The sequence below is a fragment of the Acinetobacter sp. ANC_7511 genome (assembly GCF_056779975.1).
Genome location: NZ_JBWYIY010000008.1, coordinates 1 through 19,001 on the forward strand (window position 1 = coordinate 1; position 19,001 = coordinate 19,001).

Annotated in this window: 14 protein-coding genes; 7 read left to right on the forward strand and 7 right to left on the reverse strand. The window is 38.8% G+C overall.

The window, feature by feature from the left end; genetic code table 11:
* The 4 genes from AC1M9L_RS06580 to AC1M9L_RS06595 all read left to right on the forward strand — a co-directional run.
* Nucleotides 1–464: DUF2345 domain-containing protein (locus tag AC1M9L_RS06580; protein ID WP_481591666.1), on the forward strand; the 464-nt coding region annotated here is incomplete at its 5' end.
* On the forward strand, nt 436–1,086 hold the full coding sequence (locus tag AC1M9L_RS06585) for a hypothetical protein (RefSeq protein ID WP_481591667.1): 651 nt from the start codon (nt 436–438) through the stop codon (nt 1,084–1,086). The genes AC1M9L_RS06580 and AC1M9L_RS06585, both read left to right, overlap by 29 nt.
* Nucleotides 1,079–3,556 (forward strand): T6SS effector BTH_I2691 family protein, encoded by a 2,478-nt coding sequence (locus AC1M9L_RS06590; RefSeq protein WP_481591668.1) that lies wholly within the window; start codon nt 1,079–1,081, stop codon nt 3,554–3,556. The genes AC1M9L_RS06585 and AC1M9L_RS06590 overlap by 8 nt, the downstream gene beginning before the upstream one ends.
* Before the next feature lie 7 nt (nt 3,557–3,563).
* Nucleotides 3,564–4,652 (forward strand): hypothetical protein, encoded by a 1,089-nt coding sequence (locus AC1M9L_RS06595; RefSeq protein ID WP_481591669.1) that lies wholly within the window; start codon nt 3,564–3,566, stop codon nt 4,650–4,652.
* Nucleotides 4,653–4,679: 27 nt separating this feature from the next.
* On the opposite strand, the gene AC1M9L_RS06600 is transcribed toward AC1M9L_RS06595, so the two are convergent.
* The 7 genes from AC1M9L_RS06600 to AC1M9L_RS06630 all read right to left on the reverse strand — a co-directional run bounded on the left by AC1M9L_RS06600 (nt 4,680) and on the right by AC1M9L_RS06630 (nt 14,466).
* Complete coding sequence (locus tag AC1M9L_RS06600) at nt 4,680–6,095, reverse strand: efflux transporter outer membrane subunit (RefSeq protein WP_481591670.1); 1,416 nt, start codon at nt 6,093–6,095, stop codon at nt 4,680–4,682.
* Between the two features lie 12 nt (nt 6,096–6,107).
* Nucleotides 6,108–8,084: a MacB family efflux pump subunit gene (locus AC1M9L_RS06605; RefSeq protein ID WP_481591671.1), complete on the reverse strand. Its 1,977-nt coding sequence runs from the start codon at nt 8,082–8,084 to the stop codon at nt 6,108–6,110.
* A gap of 2 nt (nt 8,085–8,086) precedes the next feature.
* A complete protein-coding gene (locus tag AC1M9L_RS06610; protein WP_481591672.1) occupies nt 8,087–9,439 on the reverse strand; it encodes a MacA family efflux pump subunit in 1,353 nt (450 codons plus the stop codon).
* A 123-nt stretch (nt 9,440–9,562) separates the two neighbouring features.
* Complete coding sequence (gene holA / locus AC1M9L_RS06615) at nt 9,563–10,549, reverse strand: DNA polymerase III subunit delta (RefSeq protein ID WP_481591673.1); 987 nt, start codon at nt 10,547–10,549, stop codon at nt 9,563–9,565.
* A 6-nt stretch (nt 10,550–10,555) separates the two neighbouring features.
* Nucleotides 10,556–11,119 carry an LPS-assembly lipoprotein LptE gene (locus tag AC1M9L_RS06620; RefSeq protein WP_035270158.1) on the reverse strand — a complete coding sequence of 188 codons (564 nt, stop codon included), beginning with the start codon at nt 11,117–11,119 and terminating at the stop codon, nt 10,556–10,558.
* Nucleotides 11,120–11,362: 243 nt separating this feature from the next.
* On the reverse strand, nt 11,363–13,984 hold the full coding sequence (gene leuS / locus AC1M9L_RS06625; protein WP_481591674.1) for a leucine--tRNA ligase: 2,622 nt from the start codon (nt 13,982–13,984) through the stop codon (nt 11,363–11,365).
* Nucleotides 13,985–14,106: 122 nt separating this feature from the next.
* Entirely contained in the window at nt 14,107–14,466 is a 360-nt protein-coding gene (locus tag AC1M9L_RS06630; protein WP_481591675.1) for a DUF4124 domain-containing protein, read from the reverse strand.
* A 554-nt stretch (nt 14,467–15,020) separates the two neighbouring features.
* On the opposite strand from AC1M9L_RS06630, the gene AC1M9L_RS06635 reads away from it, so the two are divergent.
* From AC1M9L_RS06635 to ilvC, 3 genes are all read left to right on the forward strand, one after another.
* Nucleotides 15,021–16,748 (forward strand): acetolactate synthase 3 large subunit, encoded by a 1,728-nt coding sequence (locus tag AC1M9L_RS06635; RefSeq protein WP_481591676.1) that lies wholly within the window; start codon nt 15,021–15,023, stop codon nt 16,746–16,748.
* Entirely contained in the window at nt 16,745–17,236 is a 492-nt protein-coding gene (gene ilvN / locus AC1M9L_RS06640; RefSeq protein ID WP_035265631.1) for an acetolactate synthase small subunit, read from the forward strand. The genes AC1M9L_RS06635 and ilvN overlap by 4 nt, the downstream gene beginning before the upstream one ends.
* 104 nt (nt 17,237–17,340) lie before the next feature.
* Nucleotides 17,341–18,357, forward strand: a complete 1,017-nt coding sequence (ilvC, locus tag AC1M9L_RS06645) for a ketol-acid reductoisomerase (protein ID WP_035265630.1) — start codon at nt 17,341–17,343, stop codon at nt 18,355–18,357.
* Nucleotides 18,358–19,001: the final 644 nt, after the last annotated feature.

The window sequence follows — 19,001 nt, forward strand, 5'->3', positions numbered from 1 at the left end:
TCCACCTCAGTGCAGATGGGCAGATCAACCAGATTGCACAAGGAAGCATTAACACCAGCACCCAAGACAGCATCATCGGACATGCCAGCAAAAAAATCAGTTTATTTGCCGCGCAAGAAGGAGTACGACTGTATGCAGGCAAAGGCAAGATCGAGATTCAAGCCCAAGGTGATGGTGCTGATCTGATTGCAAGAAAGGGGGTGCAGATTATTTCGACGGAAGATACGATTTATATCACCAGTCCGAATGAAATTAATCTAACTGCAGGCGGCTCTCAAGTGAAACTAAATGGTTCAGGGGTATTCTCAACCACAGGAGGCAAGTTTGAGGCGAAGGCAGGGCAGCATAAGTTCGTAGGACCTGTGGTAAGTAATAATATAAATTTAAGTTTACCAAGTCTTATGTGTGAGTATAAAGCATTAGATGCATCAGACAGTGGAAGTGCCGCAATTGAACTCGATTGATACAATAAGCCAAATTACTTTAGATTTTAATCAATTTACTGAGGCTAATTATGCAATCTTAGAGTCTGGTTTTTGGCCAGAACTGCATAAACTTTTTGATGAATTTGGTTTAACATATTATTTTGTGGGCTTAAATGTTTTTAAAAATAAAAATATTTGCCCTATATTAATTGATTTGAACAAAATTTCTTTTGATAAGAAAAAAATGATATGGGATGATTTATTTTTAATTACTACGCATTCCTATTTTTCTGAATTTGATAAAATTTATTTGTTGCAAAATTTAATAGAAACTAAATTGAATTTTGATGAGTTTTCTTTATTTCTTGATTCTATTATATCCTTTAATAAAAAAAATGTTTTTAGGGTTTACGATCCAAGAGTTGCTCTTCATTTAGCTGTTGTATTTCCGAATTTTTTGAATCTATCAAATAAAATTGAACGTTGGAGTATATCTATAAATGGTGGTTGGTACAGGTTAAATCTTTTAAAAAAAAATAATTTTAAAATAAATCTAAGTGATATTGAAATAATCAATGAGAAACTTAGATATGAAGTAGATAATTCAGTATTAGATGTAAATTTAATATTGAGTAAAATATATGGTGAATATGATGTCTAAACTTCCAGACAATTCAAATTGTAAAACATGTAATAAAAAGGGATTGCCAATATATTTAACTAGAATTGGATATCACTCATCTGCAAATAGAAAGTTAATTATAAATAAGCCTAATAATTATCCAGATCTTTCTGGCAAAGGTTCGTATGAATTAAAAAGTCTAAGAAATTTAGGGTATATATATGTTTATGATGAGTTAAAACCTAAAGAGATAACCTGTTATAGCAGACATGGTTTAACAAATACATTAAAAGTTAGTCAATTATCATCAACTAATAACACAATATGTAAAATTTGCTCCACTGATGGCAGTCGAGTACTAAATGGAATGTTAATTACCGTTCCTCAAGCTAACACTAAACGCAATGTCTGGATATGTTTTAGTGCACATAAATGGACAAAAAAAACTATCGATAATCATATCAAAGATTCAAAGTTTCGTAGTCATATGACTAAGATATCAATAGGGTCTACTACAGGTTTAGAATATGTTCCAATTAATAAAATAATGGAAATTCAAGATGAGGTAATAAGTAGATTCAAAAAAAACTTATTTAATACAGCAGAAAGATTGAATAAAGGAAAAGGATTATTGGTTGCATTACATGATCCAGTCATGTTATTGGCAGAAATTGAAACTGCTGTTGAGAAAAAATATGTAGCAGTTAATTCTATTAAAGGATACGAAAAGCAATCATTTACTCATCAAACTTTATTAGCTCTTGAAGAGGGTGTAAGAGAAGGGCTTGTATTAAATTATAAGTTTGGTGAGGTTAGAGATAAAGAGACTCAAAGATCTCGAGCTGCAGATTTAGTTTTAAAATCTGGTGATGTATGGAAAAAAAGTGACTATGATTTTGAAATTAGCAAACATCAGGATTTGAGAAAAAAGATCGAAGAAGAATGGAGAAAATATCATAGTAAAATTGATCATTCAGAAAGAAAGGAATGGCTGAAAAAATTTTCTGATGAAAAGAAGAGGCTACATGAAAATAATGTTTTACCCTTGTCAAAAATTTATGAAAAATGGTTGGATTGTAATAGAGTAGTAGCATACTTTTCTAATCAGTTTGATTCATCTGATATGAATAGTGGCATAGCTTACGGTAAAGAAATTATTTTGATGTTAGGTAGTATGGGGGTGCTTGATAATATTCAAAATAAATTGTTAAAGATGATGAGCTACAATGAATTCTCTTCAAAAAATTATATGCTAAATGTTTTTGTATTGAATCAAGATGTTTTAAAGGCGAAGGTGAGAGATTCATTTAAAAAACTAAAACCAGAAGTTGAAAATAAGTTTAGAGATATACCCTGGGATGGGCTTTGGGGAAGTTTCGCAGGTGCATTTCAAAATACTGTTGAGGGTCATGTTGATAAATTAGGTAGTGGTTTTGCAGTCGTTTTTGGTTCCTTATATATACTGTTAGCTCAAGGTATATTAAATGGATTAAATACAGGTTTAGCCGCAATCAGTTATGCTGGATTGTACAGAGTGAAATTCGAACCATTTATTACAAATAACATCAGAACAAGTAAATTGGCTTCAGTGTTAAGAAAAGAGATGATTCTAGCAGCAGCCAGAGAAAATCCTGCTTTAGCGCAGAGTATTAAAACAGATCCAAGAAATTTAAAATTCATGATTGATCAACATATTTTGGATTTAGCAACAAAAACAAATTTGAAAAAACATGTGGTGAAAAGAAACCTTGTAATTGTAAAAGGAGTTTTTAAGAACGTTACAAGTTTTGAACAAGCTTTAAAAGCGGTGACAGTAGATAATATAGATCTTAAAAATGCAGTCTCAAGTGACTTTGATCTGCAATGGCGTGATAGAGTAAAAACGTCAGTTCAAGAAACTCTAAATAGATCTGCCCCCAATGTAACTAAGATGTTTTTAGCTGGTAGTTCTTTAATTATTGGTGCATTCCAAACTTGGGTTTTTGTAAAGTTATGGGATGATGCCTATGGTGATGAAGTGATGGCGCATGATGCCCAGAATAATAGTTACAGAGCTTATGCAGGTGCGATGGCAGCAATTGCTTCGTTTGCACAGTTTGGTGATGCTCTTACAAAACAAGCTGGATTTATGAAAACTTCACTTAATCTAAGTTCTAGATTGTTAGGAGGAAGTGCATCTATTGCTGTCGGCATCATGGATTTATTAGATGCTCCGGATTCTTTTGCAGAAGGTAATTACACATTATTAAGTATGCAAATGGTAAATGGTTTTTTAGGTGTGGGGCTAGGATATGCATTATTGAGAGGATTAACTGTTTTCGGGGTTTATGGATTAATTATCGCAGCTGTAATGATTGGGTTATCAATTATGATAGCTAAATATAAGGACAATGCTCTTCAAGATTGGGTGGAAAGGAGTTCATTTGGAACTTTAAGAAATCAAAGGTATAAAACTTTAGATCAATTGAAATCTCAGTTTGATATATCATTAAAGGCAATTGCAGCATAGGAATAATATGATTAATCACAGGCTTTATGGTGTAACCACTAAATACCCGAAAAAAAAAGAAAATTATCAAGGTGGATATTATCCTATAAAAGATTTACCGATTGTAGAACCAACTGATTATGGCTATATTCGAGAGCTAAACGAAAATTATATTGAATTTTATGATAAAAGTTTTTTTGCAAGAGGTGGTGTTGTTGGGTTGGGTTTAATTTGCCTATTTTTTTTATTAACGCCACTAACTTATTTATTACCTGATCTTTTTACAAAAACAATAAGTGATGATTTTTTTATAATATTATTTTTAACAATATTTGTTATTGCTGGATGTTTTTTATTTAGTTGGTTTGCTGGATATAAAAACTTTATTTCATTTCGTCAATTTCCCATTAGATTTAATCGGAATTTAAAAAAAGTATATTTCCCTAAAATTGATGATAAAGAGTTTGTTGTTGATTGGGATGATTTAAATGTGACTGTAGAAAAAATAAATATAAAGTCAGATATCGAATATCATGAAATTAAATTTAAGTCTAAGGAAGATATTGAGCAACCTTTTTATTTAGTTAGAAAAGTCAGTGATGAAAAAGATCTATTGAAGTTTTCATCTTGTTGGCAATTTGTAGTGAATTATATGGAAGGTGAAGAATATAAACATATTAAGAAAAAAAATTATTATTCAAAAGTGTTTGGTATAATTAAAAAATCTTGGTATACACTCTTTGATAATGATTATGTTTTCAAGGAAAATAACGTTAATTCGAAATATGAATATGTGGTTGATGAGGTTGGAAGTTTAAAAAGAAATAAAATTATTGACTATGCTCGATCTTTCTTTTTCTTTTATTATCTTATTTCATTATTAGGTAATCTATTTATTCATGTGTTTAATAGAAATTATTCTTTTAAAGATGATCATGATGCTTGTGAGGTTGAAGGTGTTAGCTTAAATTCAAATAAATTTGGACTCACTCACTATTTAATATGTATTCTATGCGCTTATATAGGGTTATTGTGTTTTACTTCGTTTATTGAATTTATTATGCAAACACGAGGACGTGGGTTTGATAATTATTTGAAGTTTTGGAATTTTCTATAATAAAAAAGCCCTTTCGGGCTTTTTTGTTTAAGGCAATTGCTGAATCGGACTTCCACCCAATGCTTGCAATAACGTCACATAAGCATTGTACTGAGTTTGTTTGGCTTGAACCAAACTTAAACGTGCTTCACGTGTCGTGCGCTGGGCATCGATCAAATTTTTCAGCGCCACAGCACCATTTTTATAACGGACTTGGGTGAGTTGTTCCGTTTTCTCAGCGAGTTGAACATTACGTTCTTGTAAAGCGACTTGTTTGTCTATTTCATTACGTGCGGATAACGCATTTTCAACATCGGCAAATGCTTTATATAGCGTCTGACGGTATTGAATAATAGACTTTTCATATTCAAGTTCATTGACACGCAAATCACGCTTCATGTCATTCCATTGCAGGAAAGGGAGCGTAAGACCCGCACCCAATATCGCAGCAGGATTAGACAGCACATTACTCAGCGAAGTGCTTGAGCCTCCAGTAGTTATACTACCTGTTAAATTAATCGAAGGGTAATAACTTGCTTTATTGGCATCTTTATTGGCAAGTGCTTTGCGTAAACGTAACTCAGCTGCCTGCAAGTCAGGACGACGGGATAAAAGTTCAGCAGGTAAGCCCGATTGAATTTGAGGTAGGGCAGAACGTGGTAAGCGCTGTGGCTCCGCAATATTCAACTGTTGAACAGGTTGATTCAGTAAAACTGCAAGAGCAGTCCGTGTTTCAACTTTTTGCTGTTCGATCTGGCTTAACGTAGCTTTTTGACTTTGAACTGCTTGTTCGGCTGAAGTCAAATCAAGTCCAGAGACAGCCCCAGCACGATATTGGGTACGCACCAATTCATAAGTTTTCTGCGTACTCGCCAAATTTTGTTGAGCCACAGATAGGCGTTCATTAAGATATCCCAATTGCCAATACAATTGTGCAGTTGTTGCAATCAGGCTTTGTGCAGTGGCTTGTAAATCTTGCTCAGTCGCAAGTGCTTCCCATCGAGATGCTTCAGTTTGATTGGCCAATTTACCGAATAAATCCAGCTCATAGCTTAAGCCAGGATAGTTCAGTGAAATACCATTTGAAGAATCACCATCACCATCTAAACTAAAACGATGACCGACCGATGCACCTGCATTGCCAATACGCACACCTTGCTGACTTTCAGATTGCTTGGCTTGAATGCGTGCTTGTTGCAAATTAATCCCAGCAACAGCTAAATCAGTATTACGGGCAATCACTTGTTCAACCAATTGGTTGAGCTGTGCATCACCAAATAATGTCCACCATTGATCATGAAAAGCCTGTTGGTGGATATTTTGGCTGAGTAGTTGGCTGTTTTGAAAGCCCTGTGGAATATCGACTGCAGGAGCTTGATAAGGCGTTTTCACTACAGCCGCACAACCGACTAAAGAGCCTGTTAATGCTAAGGTCATGAACAGTTTATGAAGTTGATTACGCATAGTTGTACCCTATTATTCTCTTGACAGTGCATCGACAGGATTTAAGCGAGCAGCATTTCGTGCTGGGATAAAACCGAATACGATCCCGATTAAACTTGAACAAACGAATGCGGCTATTATTGATGTGGTTGAATACGCCATTTGGAACGTGCCACCAGCAAAGTGTGTAATCAGCTGACCAATACCTAGTGATAACAACACCCCAAGGATACCGCCTAAAATACAGACCAATACGGCTTCAATCAGGAATTGTTGCAAAATATCGCTTTGTCGAGCACCCACGGCCATTCGCACACCAATTTCTTGCGTTCGTTCAGTGACAGACACCAACATAATGTTCATGACACCGATACCACCAACGACTAAAGAAATCACAGCAATCGCAGAAATAAGTAAAGTCATTGTAGCGGTAGTTTGCTGGATGGTTTCACGAATACTGTCCGCATTTTGTGTGAAGACATCTTGAGCCCCATGACGTTGAACGAGTAAATTCAAGATTGCATTTTCAGCAGCTGTGCTTGAATATTCATCTTTTACACGAACGATGATGCTTCTCACATTCGACTGTCCAAGCATTCGACTCATGACAGTTGAGTAAGGGAGATAGACATTGAGACTATCTGAATTACCCATTGCACCTTGTTGAGCATCTACGATACCAATAATACGACTAGGTACACTGCCCAATAGAATTACTTGACCAATAGGATCCGTACCATCGCTAAAGAATGTCTTTTGGGTATTGGTATCAATCACAACATCTTGGGCTTGTTCAGTAACACTATGTTTGTCAAATGGTTGACCTGATTTAAACGTTAAACCACGCACATAGAAAAAGTCTTCGCTGACACCATTGACCGTTGTGGATGCCTCTACATCTTTATATCTTCCTGTGACAGAACTATTGACTGAAGGACTGACTCCATCGACATAAGGCTGTTCCGCTAATGCATCAGCATCAGCAGGGATTAAGGTCTTGGCCTGAGAAGATCGGGAGTTATCACCAAAACCACGTCCTTGGTAGACCGTAATGGTATTGGTCCCCAAACTACTAATATTTTCTAAAATTTGTTTTTGTGATCCATTACCAAGTGCGACAACCGAAACGACAGATGCGATCCCGATAATGATTCCGAGCATAGTCAAAAAAGTACGCATTCGATGAGCATTCATGGCCAGAAGCGCCATGCGGAAAGCTTCACCTAAACGGTCTAAAGCTGAACGCCAAGACGATGTTTTCTTTTGCTCAGCACGAATCAATTCTTCACGTTCAAAGCCATCATCAATCTCAGGAACATTGGGTTCATCTGAAATAATATTACCGTCTGAAATCTCAATAATACGAGTCGCATTTTTGGCAACATTGTGATCATGAGTAACGAGAATGATGGTATGACCTTTGGCATTCAGCTCGCGTAAAATACGCATCACTTCAATACCGCTGTTTTTATCTAATGCCCCAGTAGGCTCATCGGCGAGAATAACATCACCGCCATTCATCAACGCGCGAGCAATCGAAACACGCTGTTGCTGACCACCTGAAAGTTGACTTGGGCGGTTTTGGGTTTTTTCACCTAGACCTAAATCAGACAAAAGTTGAACCGCACGATCATGGCGTTCAGAAGCATCAGCGCCGGCATAGATCGCAGGGACTTCGACATTACCAGCTGCATTTAAGTCACCAAGTAAATGGTAGCGCTGGAAGATAAATCCGAAATATTCACGGCGTAATTGAGCAAGTTCGTCTGGTTCTAGCTCACGTGTTTCGCGTCCCTTAACCTTGTAGCTACCATTGGTCGGTTTATCTAAACATCCTAAGATGTTCATCAGTGTTGATTTTCCTGAGCCTGATTGACCTACAATGGCAACCAATTCTCCAGGATAAATCTCAAGATTTACCCCTTTTAGAATTTGCACAGTAGATTCACCAGCAGGGAATTCACGGGTCAGGTTTTTGACCTCGAGTAGAGGCATTCTCGTCTGACTCATAATTACATTCTCATTGGGCCAGCGCCACCACGTGCGCCACGTTTAGCTGAGTCATTTGATGAATCAGAGCCATCAGCGATCACCACCTTATCGCCTAATTTTAAACCGCGTAAAACTTGTGCTGTTGCACGGTTATTTAGACCGATAAGAACAGGGGTCGGTTTGACTGTGCCATCTGCTTGAAGTACGCGTACCATAGCCATGGAAGCTTTACCTTGATCGACTAATGTCTTTTCCTCAGCGGTTAATTCTAAACGCTTAGGACGATCAGCTGATGAACGTTCGGCACGCCCTTCACCACGAGCTTTTTCATTACGTTCTTGTGCATTTGAACCCGCATTTGCACCACGCTGGCGAGCAGGACGATTTGAGCTTTGAACAGCAGAAGATGGAATAGTCAGTGCATTCTTTACTTCATCTAACACGATATAAACTTGTGCAGTCATATCAATACGCAATTTTCCATCTTCATTAGGAACATCGAATAGAGCGTTGTAATACACAGCTGTACTTGATGAAGATGAATTTGAGTTGTTGGTTTCTGTATTGATTGAGTTAGGTGCAGGTTCAACTTGACGCAGTGTTGCGTAATGCTTTTTCTCGCTATTACCTAAAGTAGTGAAATAAACAGTTTGACCTTCCTCAACACGCATAACATCTGCTTCAGAAATTTCAGCCTTAACCGTCATGGTGTCAAGTTTTGCTAATTTCACGATGGTTGGCGCGCTTTGATTCGCGTTCACTGTTTGACCTTCTTCAGTCACAATTGCCACAATTGTGCCATCCATCGGAGCAACGATACGGGTATAGCCTAAATCTTCTTTAGTCGTAGCCAGTGATAAACGAGATTGCTCGATTTGAGCATTCATCGCGACGATATCGGCTTGAGCAGTTTTATAACTTGCTAATGCGGACTCATATTCGGCACGAGAAGTTGCATCTTGGGCATACATGGCTTTTTGGCGATTATATTCCGCCTCAACTTTAGTCAGATTTGCTTGTTTGACTGCCAATTGAGCCAACTGATTTTTAATGCTGGCTTCAGCTGTTTTTAGATCATTTTCCTGACGAACGGAATCGATTTGAGCAATCAGTTGACCTTGTTTGACTTGATCACCCAGTTGTACATACATTTTTTTTACCTGACCTGAAACCTGTGCACCAACGCTAACCATTTTGGTCGCTTCTAATACACCTGTTGCAAGGACAGAGTTTTCAATATCACCACGTGTCACTTCAGCGGTAATAAACTGAGGTTGCTCATCTTTAGGTTTAAAGAAATACCAAGCTAAAGCGATAGCTGCAATCGTAATGATCGCGATGATAATCAATTTCGTTGGTTTTATTTTTTGCATGGCGATATTGAAAAATGACGGAAATTGAGAGAATTATAATGATGAAATAAGGATAAAAAGTGTATTTTTCTTAAATAAAATCAATAATCATTTTTATAGTTATAAATAGACCTTGCTCGTTAACTAAGCAAACAAGGTTTTTCCACATAATTCAGCAATGGCTTGTTGTATGAGGTGTTCTGGATTTTCATTATTTTTGCCTTTGATGGCAGCATCGATTCTTAATAGCAATTGTGGCCATGTGAGAAATTGCTTGGGATTAAGACGTCTCAAGGCTTGTTGATAAAGACTGACTTTGGTTTTCCAGATGCCGAGTTGTAATGCATTTTGTGGTTGCTCAAAAAGTTGCATCAGTAAGCGCATTTCTTTGCTTACCGTCCATAAGACCAAACTATGTGGTTCGCCAGCTTCGACTAAATATTGGTATATTTTGATCGCTTGGCTTAGGTTGCCTGAAATTAATGCATCGCTTAAGTCAAAAGTGGTATAGCGTGATTGATCTTGTAAGCATTCGAGCAAATGTTGCATTTCAAGATGCTGTACATCGGGGAACGTGTCTGCCAGACGCATTAAGCTGTTTTTAGCAGCCAATAAATTATGTTCGTGGTGGACTTCGAGCCATTGCCATGCATCTTGGCTCAGTTGAATCCCAATTTTATCAGCTTCTATGCTGAGTATACGCTGACGATCTTGCGCATAAGTTGCTGTAAGAGGAACCAAGACGCCATTGGCTTCAATCGTTTGAAAAAACGCCGACTTTAAGCTACTGCTATCTTGCTTAGGCATAATGATCAACAACAAGTTGTGTTCATTATGCTGGATATAATGCTTGAGTAACTTTAACGCATTGGCATCTGGCTTAATGTTGCCATGGACCTCTACTGCGAGATTTTGTGAAAAAAGAGAAAGGCTGTTGAGTGCATTAAATACATTTTTCCAATCAGCAACGCTTTGGATGTCATAGCGTTCTCTTTCCACGTGATTGATGATCCAACTTTGACGGAAAGCATCTAAAAGATTTTGCTCAAGTAAAGGTTCTTGACCATGTAATACCCATGCACCACGTGCTTCGTTTACACGTTTTAATGCTTGTAGATAATCTAACTTCATTCTGAGTTACGGATTTTCAGAGGCAGTAGGTTCAAAAGTTTGTTGCACAGGTAACAGTACATTTGCTTCTGCTTTTGGCAGACGGTTTGCAGCAATTTGACGAGAGATCTGTTGAGCGACATCGTCAATTAAGATTTCACTGAGATATTTATTTTGTTGATCATCTGTGTTCACGGTTGCAACGTTATATTGATATGTACGTGTCGCAGTTAAAGTTCGAGGTTTTGTCACCAAGTTACCTTGACGATCTTCGATTTGGAAAGTCACAGAAAGTCTGAGTAGAACTTCAATGAGTTTGCCGTTGAGCTCATGGCGAATTGGTTTATAGTCAATGATACGCAATACATATGCATCGTTAGAGTTACTTAGTTGCACACCTGCAGCAGTGAGATAAACACTGAGTTTACGCTCTAAATCAGAAGTATTGGCAGGGAGTGCTAATTCAAGCTTTGTATAAGCCAGTGGCGTTGAAGTTGGATTGGTCCCTTTTAGATGAAATCCACAGCCGACCATAGTTGCGCTTAAGCCTAAAGTTAGAACAGCAATAGCTAAACGTTTGCTCAAATGCATTGTAGATCCTCTGTGTATTTCCTGAGACTCAGGATAAATTTTGAATATTCTGATTGTATGTGCAAAGCCCGTTGACTGGCAACGGGCTTTGTTTGGGAATTGTGAAATCCTTATATTCCCCTCTTTTTAAAAGAGGTGAGAAGCAATGCTTCGCAATGGAAATTAAATCCCTCCAAAGCTCCCTTTCTTGCGCTTTGATCTAAAGCTGTGCTTTATATCTTACTCAGGGAGGCTTTAAGGTTCTTAAACCACCAAATTCACTAATTTATTCGGAACAACGATTTCTTTCTTGGTTGGACCTGTTAAGAATTGTTGTACTTCAGGCAATGCTTTTGCTTGCGCCAGAATGTCATCTTTCGATGCATCTACAGACACTTCAAGTTTGCCACGAAGCTTACCGTTCACTTGAACCACAATGGTTTGTGTATTACGTGTTAATGCAGATTCATCCACTTGAGGGAATAATGTTGCATTTAACTCGATACCAAACTGCGCCAATAACGTTTCACTTAAATGCGGTGCAAATGGAGCAAGTAAAGTTAGAAGCGTTGTAATAGACTCACGTGCTACAGCAACATCGTTATCATCTTTCGCTTCAAACTTATTGTTTGCATTCAGAAGTTCCATCATCGCTGCAATCGCAGTATTAAATGCATGACGACGTTCGATGTCATCACCCACTTTTTGGATGGTTTCGTGAGTCTTACGACGTAAGTCTTGCGCAGCAGTTGAAAGCGCAGCTTTATCAATCGCTGATGCAGTATTACCTTGTTCAAGGAAACCAGTTGCCAAGCGCCATACACGTTTTAAGAAACGGTTAGCACCTTCCACACCTGCATCAGACCATTCAAGTGATTGATCAGGTGGTGCAGCAAACATCATGAATACACGTGCAGTATCTGCGCCGTATTGGTCAATAATCGCTTGTGGGTCGATACCGTTATTTTTCGATTTCGACATTTTTTCTTGACCGCCAACGATAACGTCTTGACCATCTTCTTTATATTTCGCAGAAGTGATACGACCTTTTTCGTCTTTCTCTAACTCGATGTCAGCAGGATTGAACCACGTTTTCTTACCTGATTCAGATTCACGGTAATAGGTATCAGCAAGTACCATACCTTGCGTTAACAAGTTGGTGAATGGTTCGTTACCTTGTACTACACCTTCATCACGCATCAATTTGTGGAAGAAACGTGCATATAACAAATGCAGAATCGCGTGTTCAACACCACCGATGTATTGGTTTACAGGAAGCCAAGTTTGACCCGCTTCAGGTTTAACCATACCACCAGTAAAGTCAGGAGATGCATATCGCGCATAGTACCAAGATGATTCTACGAATGTATCAAGTGTATCTGTTTCACGACGTGCGTCGCCGTTACAGCTTGGACATTTCGTTTCATAGAATTCAGGCATCTTGTTGAGAGGGTTACCTGAACCATCTGGTACAACGTCAGTTGGAAGTACAACAGGAAGTTGATCTTCAGGTACTGGCACTTGACCACAAGTTGGGCAGTTAATCATTGGAATTGGACAACCCCAATAACGCTGACGAGAAACACCCCAGTCACGTAAACGGAATTGAACTTTTACATTCGCAAGACCTTGTGGTTCTAATTTTGCAAGGAAAGCATCAAATGCACCTTGGAAGTCTAAACCGTCAAATTCGCCTGAATTGACCAATTTACCTTCTTTTGAGCCGTACCATTCTTGCCATTCTGTCGCAGAGAATTCAGCATCATCAGCGCCTTTGGCATCAATGACTTGCTTAATAGTTAAGCCATACTTATTGGCAAATTCGAAGTCACGTTCATCGTGTGATGGAACCGCCATCACCGCACCTGAACCGTATGACATCAATACATAGTTTGCGATCCAAACAGGAACTTCTTCGCCTGTGACAGGGTGCTTCACAGAAAGACCTGTTGCCATGCCTTTCTTCTCAGCAGTGGCAAGATCTGCTTCTGCCACTGAACCCATACGGCATTCTTCGATAAATGCAGCCAATTCAGGGTTAGTTTCAGCAGCTTTTAATGCCATTGGATGTTCTGCTGCAACTGCAACATAAGTCACACCCATTAAGGTATCGGCACGTGTGGTAAATACAGTTAAACCATCTGCATAAACGTCTGGGTTCGCTGAAGGGAAGGTGATTTCCATCCCTTGTGAGCGACCAATCCAGTTACGTTGCATCGTAAGGACTTGTTGTGGCCAACCGTCTTTGAGTGTGTCTAAATCGTCAAGTAATTCTTGCGCATAGTCGGTAATGCGGAAGTAGTACATTGGAATATCACGTTTTTCTACCAATGCACCTGAACGCCAACCACGACCATTTTCTACTTGTTCATTTGCAAGCACAGTTTGGTCTACAGGGTCCCAGTTCACTGTTGAAAGCTTACGATAAATTAAGCCTTTTTTATAAAGCTGAACGAATAACCATTGTTCCCAACGATAATATTCTGGTGTACACGTTGCAAATTCACGATCCCAATCCACCGCAAGACCTAATTTTTTAAGCTGATTACGCATGTAATCGATATTTTCAAAGGTCCATTTTGCCGGTGCAACTTGGTGTGCAATCGCAGCATTTTCAGCAGGTAAACCAAACGCATCCCAACCCATTGGTTGTAATACAGTTTCACCTTTTAAACGGTGGAAGCGGCTGATCACGTCACCAATCGTGTAGTTACGTACATGACCCATATGCAGTTTGCCACTTGGGTAAGGGAACATCGAGAGGATATATCGACGTGGACCTTCTACAGTGTCGGCAACTTTAAAGGCTTTGCGAGATTCCCAGTCCTGTTGAACTTGGGGCTCAATCGCACTGGCTTGGTATTCAGAGTCAATGTGAGTAGTCATATACGTAATACAAGAGAACGGTTAAAAAATTTAGCGCACAGCATAGCGCAAAAAGCACCTAAAAGTGAATTTTACAGACTGAAAATGGATGCAAAACTTAAATTAAGATCAAAAAGACAAATTCACTCATTTGAAACTTGAGTTTCGCTTAATGGAGCAGCATTTATGTTTTGTGACTCAGTATTTGAAGCACTGTTTGTTTGCTGTTGCGTTGGTATCGTTTGAGTCTGTGAGGTTTGAGGAGCTTCGGTCTGGTTTGAATTTGCATTGACAGATGTTGTCGGTGCTTTCCAACCATATGTTTCAACTTTTCCTTTCTTTTTTGCTGATTTTGGTGGTGGGGTGGTGGTGTAGTGGGTTGAGCCATTTTGATCGACCCATTTGTAATATTCTTTTGCCTGCACCATAGATGAACAAATAGAAACGAAAACAACCGTTGATGCTAAACAAGAAAGTTTTAAAGATGATGCTAGTGAATTCATGACTTCACCTATAAAGAAATATGAGGGGAGTGAGTTCTTTTACACGTTTATATCGCAGCATTTTGCTGGATACTGATGAAGATTAATTGGTTTTATTTTAATCAAAAAAATCATTTTGCGTATAAAATGTTTTATATAAATATTAAAAATAAGTGTTTGAATTTTTTTTTATAAATCATCCAACCAAAAGTTATCGTTTGAAAAATAATCGGTTGGTAAATAAACAATAAAAAGGTTTCGGCAAACCTTGACTTTGGTCGTGAAAAAACTAAAAATGCTGCTCTAGTTTTATATGTTTTGTTCGATCACCCTTCGAATAAATATCATAGCTTGCAATAACGTTGTCTCTAAGCCGAGATAATGAAATAGCAGAAATATGTTTATCCCAACATGTTGAATATGCAGTCGCAACTCAAACGGTTGTGATCGAAAAATTTTATTATTGCAGCAAAAACGATGAAATATGTGTGCTATAACAGTGCATACAAACGAATGAATGAAACACGACTTATGTCTCCCATAACCGTCGTGGAAATAAGATTAGGGTGAATACGTTGGAACTTTTATCTGGTGGTGAAATGCTTGTTCGCGCATTGGCGGACGAAGGCGTTGAACATGTTTTTGGATATCCAGGCGGCGCAGTTTTACACATTTACGATGCGCTATTCAAACAAGACAAAATTAATCATTACCTCGTGCGTCATGAGCAAGCTGCTGGTCATATGGCAGATGCATACTCGCGCGTAACAGGTAAGACAGGTGTTGTACTGGTGACCTCGGGTCCAGGTGCGACTAACACTGTGACACCAATCGCGACAGCTTACATGGACTCAATCCCAATGGTGATTTTGTCTGGTCAGGTTGCAAGCCATTTGATTGGTGAAGATGCATTCCAAGAAACGGATATGGTTGGTATTTCTCGTCCAATCGTGAAACACAGTTTCCAAGTGCGTCATGCGAGTGAAATTCCAGCGGTTATTAAAAAAGCTTTCTATATCGCGTCATCAGGTCGTCCAGGTCCTGTGGTTGTTGATATTCCAAAAGATGCAACAAACCCTGCTGAAAAATTTGCATACGAATATCCTGAAAAAGTAAAAATGCGCTCTTACCAGCCGCCACATCGTGGTCATACTGGTCAGATCCGCAAAGCTATTGATGAATTGATCAATGCTAAACGTCCTATTATTTATACGGGCGGTGGTGTTGTTCAAGGCAATGCATCACATTTATTGACTGAATTAGCACATCTATTGGGTTATCCAGTAACCAATACATTGATGGGGCTAGGTGCATTCCCTGGTAATGATCCTCAATTTATTGGTATGTTGGGTATGCATGGGACATATGAAGCGAACATGACCATGGGTCACGCTGATGTGATTCTATGTGTTGGTGCGCGTTTCGATGACCGTGTAACCAATAATCCTGCAAAATTCTGTCCAAATGCGAAAGTGATTCACATTGATATCGATCCTGCGACGATTTCAAAAACAATCATGGCGCATATCCCAATCGTGGGTGCGGTAGAGCCAGTTCTTCAAGAAATGTTAGCGCAATTAAAACAGCTGAATATTTCTAAGCCGAACCCTGAAGCTATTGCGGATTGGTGGAAACAAATCAATGAGTGGCGTCAGGTTCATGGTTTGAAATATGAAAAACCAACTGACGGTACGATGAAACCTCAACAAGTTGTTCAAGCTTTAGATAAAGTAACGAACAGCCAAGCAATCATCACTTCTGACGTTGGTCAACATCAGATGTTTGGTGCGTTGTATTACAAATACACACGTCCACGTCAATGGATTAACTCAGGTGGCTTAGGCACGATGGGTGTTGGTCTTCCATATGCGATGGCGGCTAAGCTTGCATTCCCTGACCAACAAGTTGTTTGTATTACAGGTGAAGCATCCATTCAGATGTGTATCCAAGAGCTCTCAACATGTAAGCAATATGGCCTAAATGTTAAAATCTTGTGCTTAAACAACCGTGCTTTAGGTATGGTGAAACAATGGCAAGATATGAATTATGAAGGTCGTCACTCAAGTTCATATGTTGAGTCATTGCCTGACTTTGCGAAGTTGATGGAAGCTTACGGACATGTAGGTATTCAAATTGATCATGCGGATGAGCTTGAATCGAAGCTTGCAGAAGCAATGGAGATTAATGATAAATGTGTATTCATCAACGTGATGGTTGACCGTACTGAGCATGTTTATCCGATGTTAATCGCGGGTCAATCTATGACAGATATGTGGTTATCTAAAGGGGAGCGCACAGCATGAGACATATCATCTCTGTTCTCATTGAGAACGAATCTGGCGCGCTTTCACGTTTAGTGGGTTTGTTCTCACAACGTGGTTATAACATTGAAACTTTGAACGTTGCGCCAACAGAAGACCCAACAATGTCTCGTTTGACATTGACGACTTATGGTGATGATCACAAGATTGAGCAAATCACAAAACAACTCAACAAACTTGTTGAAGTGGTTAAAGTGGTTGACCTTTCTGAAGGTTCACACATTGAACGTGAATTGATGTTAATCAAAGTAAAAGCTTTGGGTTCTGCGCGTGCTGAAATTAAACGCACAGCAGATATCTTCCGCGGACAAATCGTGGATGTAACACCAACGACTTACACGATTCAAATCGCGGGTACAACTGAGAAAATTGACGGTTTTATTGATGCTTTGGCAGAGAATACCATTCTTGAAGTTGTACGTTCAGGTGTGTCTGGTATCGCACGTGGCGAAAAAGTTTTAACAATCTAATTTTTTATTAACAAATTCTTCCCTCCTCCGAGAGGAGGGGGTTGGCGAACCACATTAACATTCGCTAATCAAACGGAAGCCAAAGCATTTTAGCGGAGACAGCAATGCAAATTTTTTATGATAAAGACTGCGACTTATCTATCATCCAATCTAAGAAAGTAGCAATCATTGGTTACGGTTCACAAGGTCACGCTCACGCGCTTAACCTTAAAGATTCTGGCGTTGACGTAACTGTTGGTTTACGTGCTGGTTCTGCTTCTTGGAAAAAAGCTGAAAATTCTGGTCTTAAAGTTGCTGAAGTTCCTGCTGCTGTAGCTCAAGCTGACGTAGTAATGATCTTGACTCCAGATGAATTCCAAGCTCAACTTTACCGTGATGTAATTGAGCCAAACATCAAGCAAGGTGCTACTCTTGCATTTGCTCATGGTTTCTCTGTTCTTTATAACCAAGTTGTTCCACGTGCTGATTTAGACGTAATCATGGTTGCTCCAAAAGCACCTGGTCACACTGTACGTTCTGAATACCAACGTGGTTCAGGTGTTCCTGATCTTATCGCGATTCACCAAGATGCTTCTGGTAATGCACGTAACCTTGCGCTTTCTTACGCTTCAGGTGTTGGTGGCGGTCGTACAGGTATTATCGAAACTTCTTTCCGTGAAGAAACTGAAACTGACCTTTTCGGTGAGCAAGCAGTTCTTTGTGGTGGTGCTGTTGAATTGGTTAAAATGGGCTTCGAAACTCTTGTTGAAGCTGGTTATGCGCCAGAAATGGCTTACTTCGAATGTCTACACGAACTTAAATTGATCGTTGACTTAATGTTCGAAGGCGGTATCGCGGACATGAACTACTCTGTATCTAACAATGCTGAGTACGGTGAATATGTAACTGGCGTTGAAGTAATCAATGAACAGTCTCGTGAAGCGATGCGTAATGCGCTTAAACGTATTCAATCTGGTGAATATGCGAAGATGTTCATCCAAGAAGGTGCGTTGAACTACCCATCTATGACTGCTCGTCGTCGTCAAAACGCTGCTCACGGTATCGAAGTAACTGGTGCTAAATTGCGTGCGATGATGCCTTGGATTCAAGCAAACAAAATCGTTGATAAAGAGAAAAACTAATTTCTCGAATCATCTGATTTGAATGCGAAAGCCCACTCAAAATGAGTGGGCTTTTTTTGTCTTAAAAAATGGATCAGATTATTAATTAAAATTGTGTGCCTCAAGGTAAGGCAGTGTTTTTCATTTCTTGTATTTTATTCAAAGTAGGGCACTGCTTCCTTGCACTTCGTAAAAAAACAGTGTTTTGTACTCGTTCATACCTTGGATTATTGATAATAGGTTACCACTATTTTAGGAACCTTGAATCCTGAGACTTGTCTTTTTTGTAATGCATTAAAAAAAGACGACAGGCATGATAAAAATAGTCATTAAAAAGTAACTCAATGACAGGTAGATCAAGTTTTAGCTGAGTGAGGCTTAGCTAAACATAATAATTAGTATCTAACAAGAATACTTAATAACTCAAGGATTGAGGTTGGGAATGAAATTATCGTTTGTATGTTACTTATTGGCGATTTAGCCCATCTGTAGATGGGCGCAACAAACCATTGATATTGAGAAAAAAACGCCAAATAGTGATGCTGAGCTTGTCTTGGATAATGTTCGCTTATCAATGCAGCGATTATTAAGGTCAACAGATAACGAATATTTTTTGAGTCTTTATTTGGATGTGCTTCATCCAAACGCAACGCTTACTTCGCTCA

Coding starts and splice junctions, on each gene's coding strand:
- AC1M9L_RS06590 (WP_481591668.1), top strand. CDS start 1,079: ATGTCTAAACTTCCAGACAATTCAAATTGTAAAACATGTAATAAAAAG.
- AC1M9L_RS06595 (WP_481591669.1), top strand. CDS start 3,564: ATGATTAATCACAGGCTTTATGGTGTAACCACTAAATACCCGAAAAAA.
- AC1M9L_RS06600 (WP_481591670.1), bottom strand. CDS start 6,095: ATGCGTAATCAACTTCATAAACTGTTCATGACCTTAGCATTAACAGGC.
- AC1M9L_RS06605 (WP_481591671.1), bottom strand. CDS start 8,084: ATGAGTCAGACGAGAATGCCTCTACTCGAGGTCAAAAACCTGACCCGT.
- AC1M9L_RS06610 (WP_481591672.1), bottom strand. CDS start 9,439: ATGCAAAAAATAAAACCAACGAAATTGATTATCATCGCGATCATTACG.
- holA (WP_481591673.1), bottom strand. CDS start 10,549: ATGAAGTTAGATTATCTACAAGCATTAAAACGTGTAAACGAAGCACGT.
- AC1M9L_RS06620 (WP_035270158.1), bottom strand. CDS start 11,119: ATGCATTTGAGCAAACGTTTAGCTATTGCTGTTCTAACTTTAGGCTTA.
- leuS (WP_481591674.1), bottom strand. CDS start 13,984: ATGACTACTCACATTGACTCTGAATACCAAGCCAGTGCGATTGAGCCC.
- AC1M9L_RS06630 (WP_481591675.1), bottom strand. CDS start 14,466: ATGAATTCACTAGCATCATCTTTAAAACTTTCTTGTTTAGCATCAACG.
- ilvN (WP_035265631.1), top strand. CDS start 16,745: ATGAGACATATCATCTCTGTTCTCATTGAGAACGAATCTGGCGCGCTT.
- ilvC (WP_035265630.1), top strand. CDS start 17,341: ATGCAAATTTTTTATGATAAAGACTGCGACTTATCTATCATCCAATCT.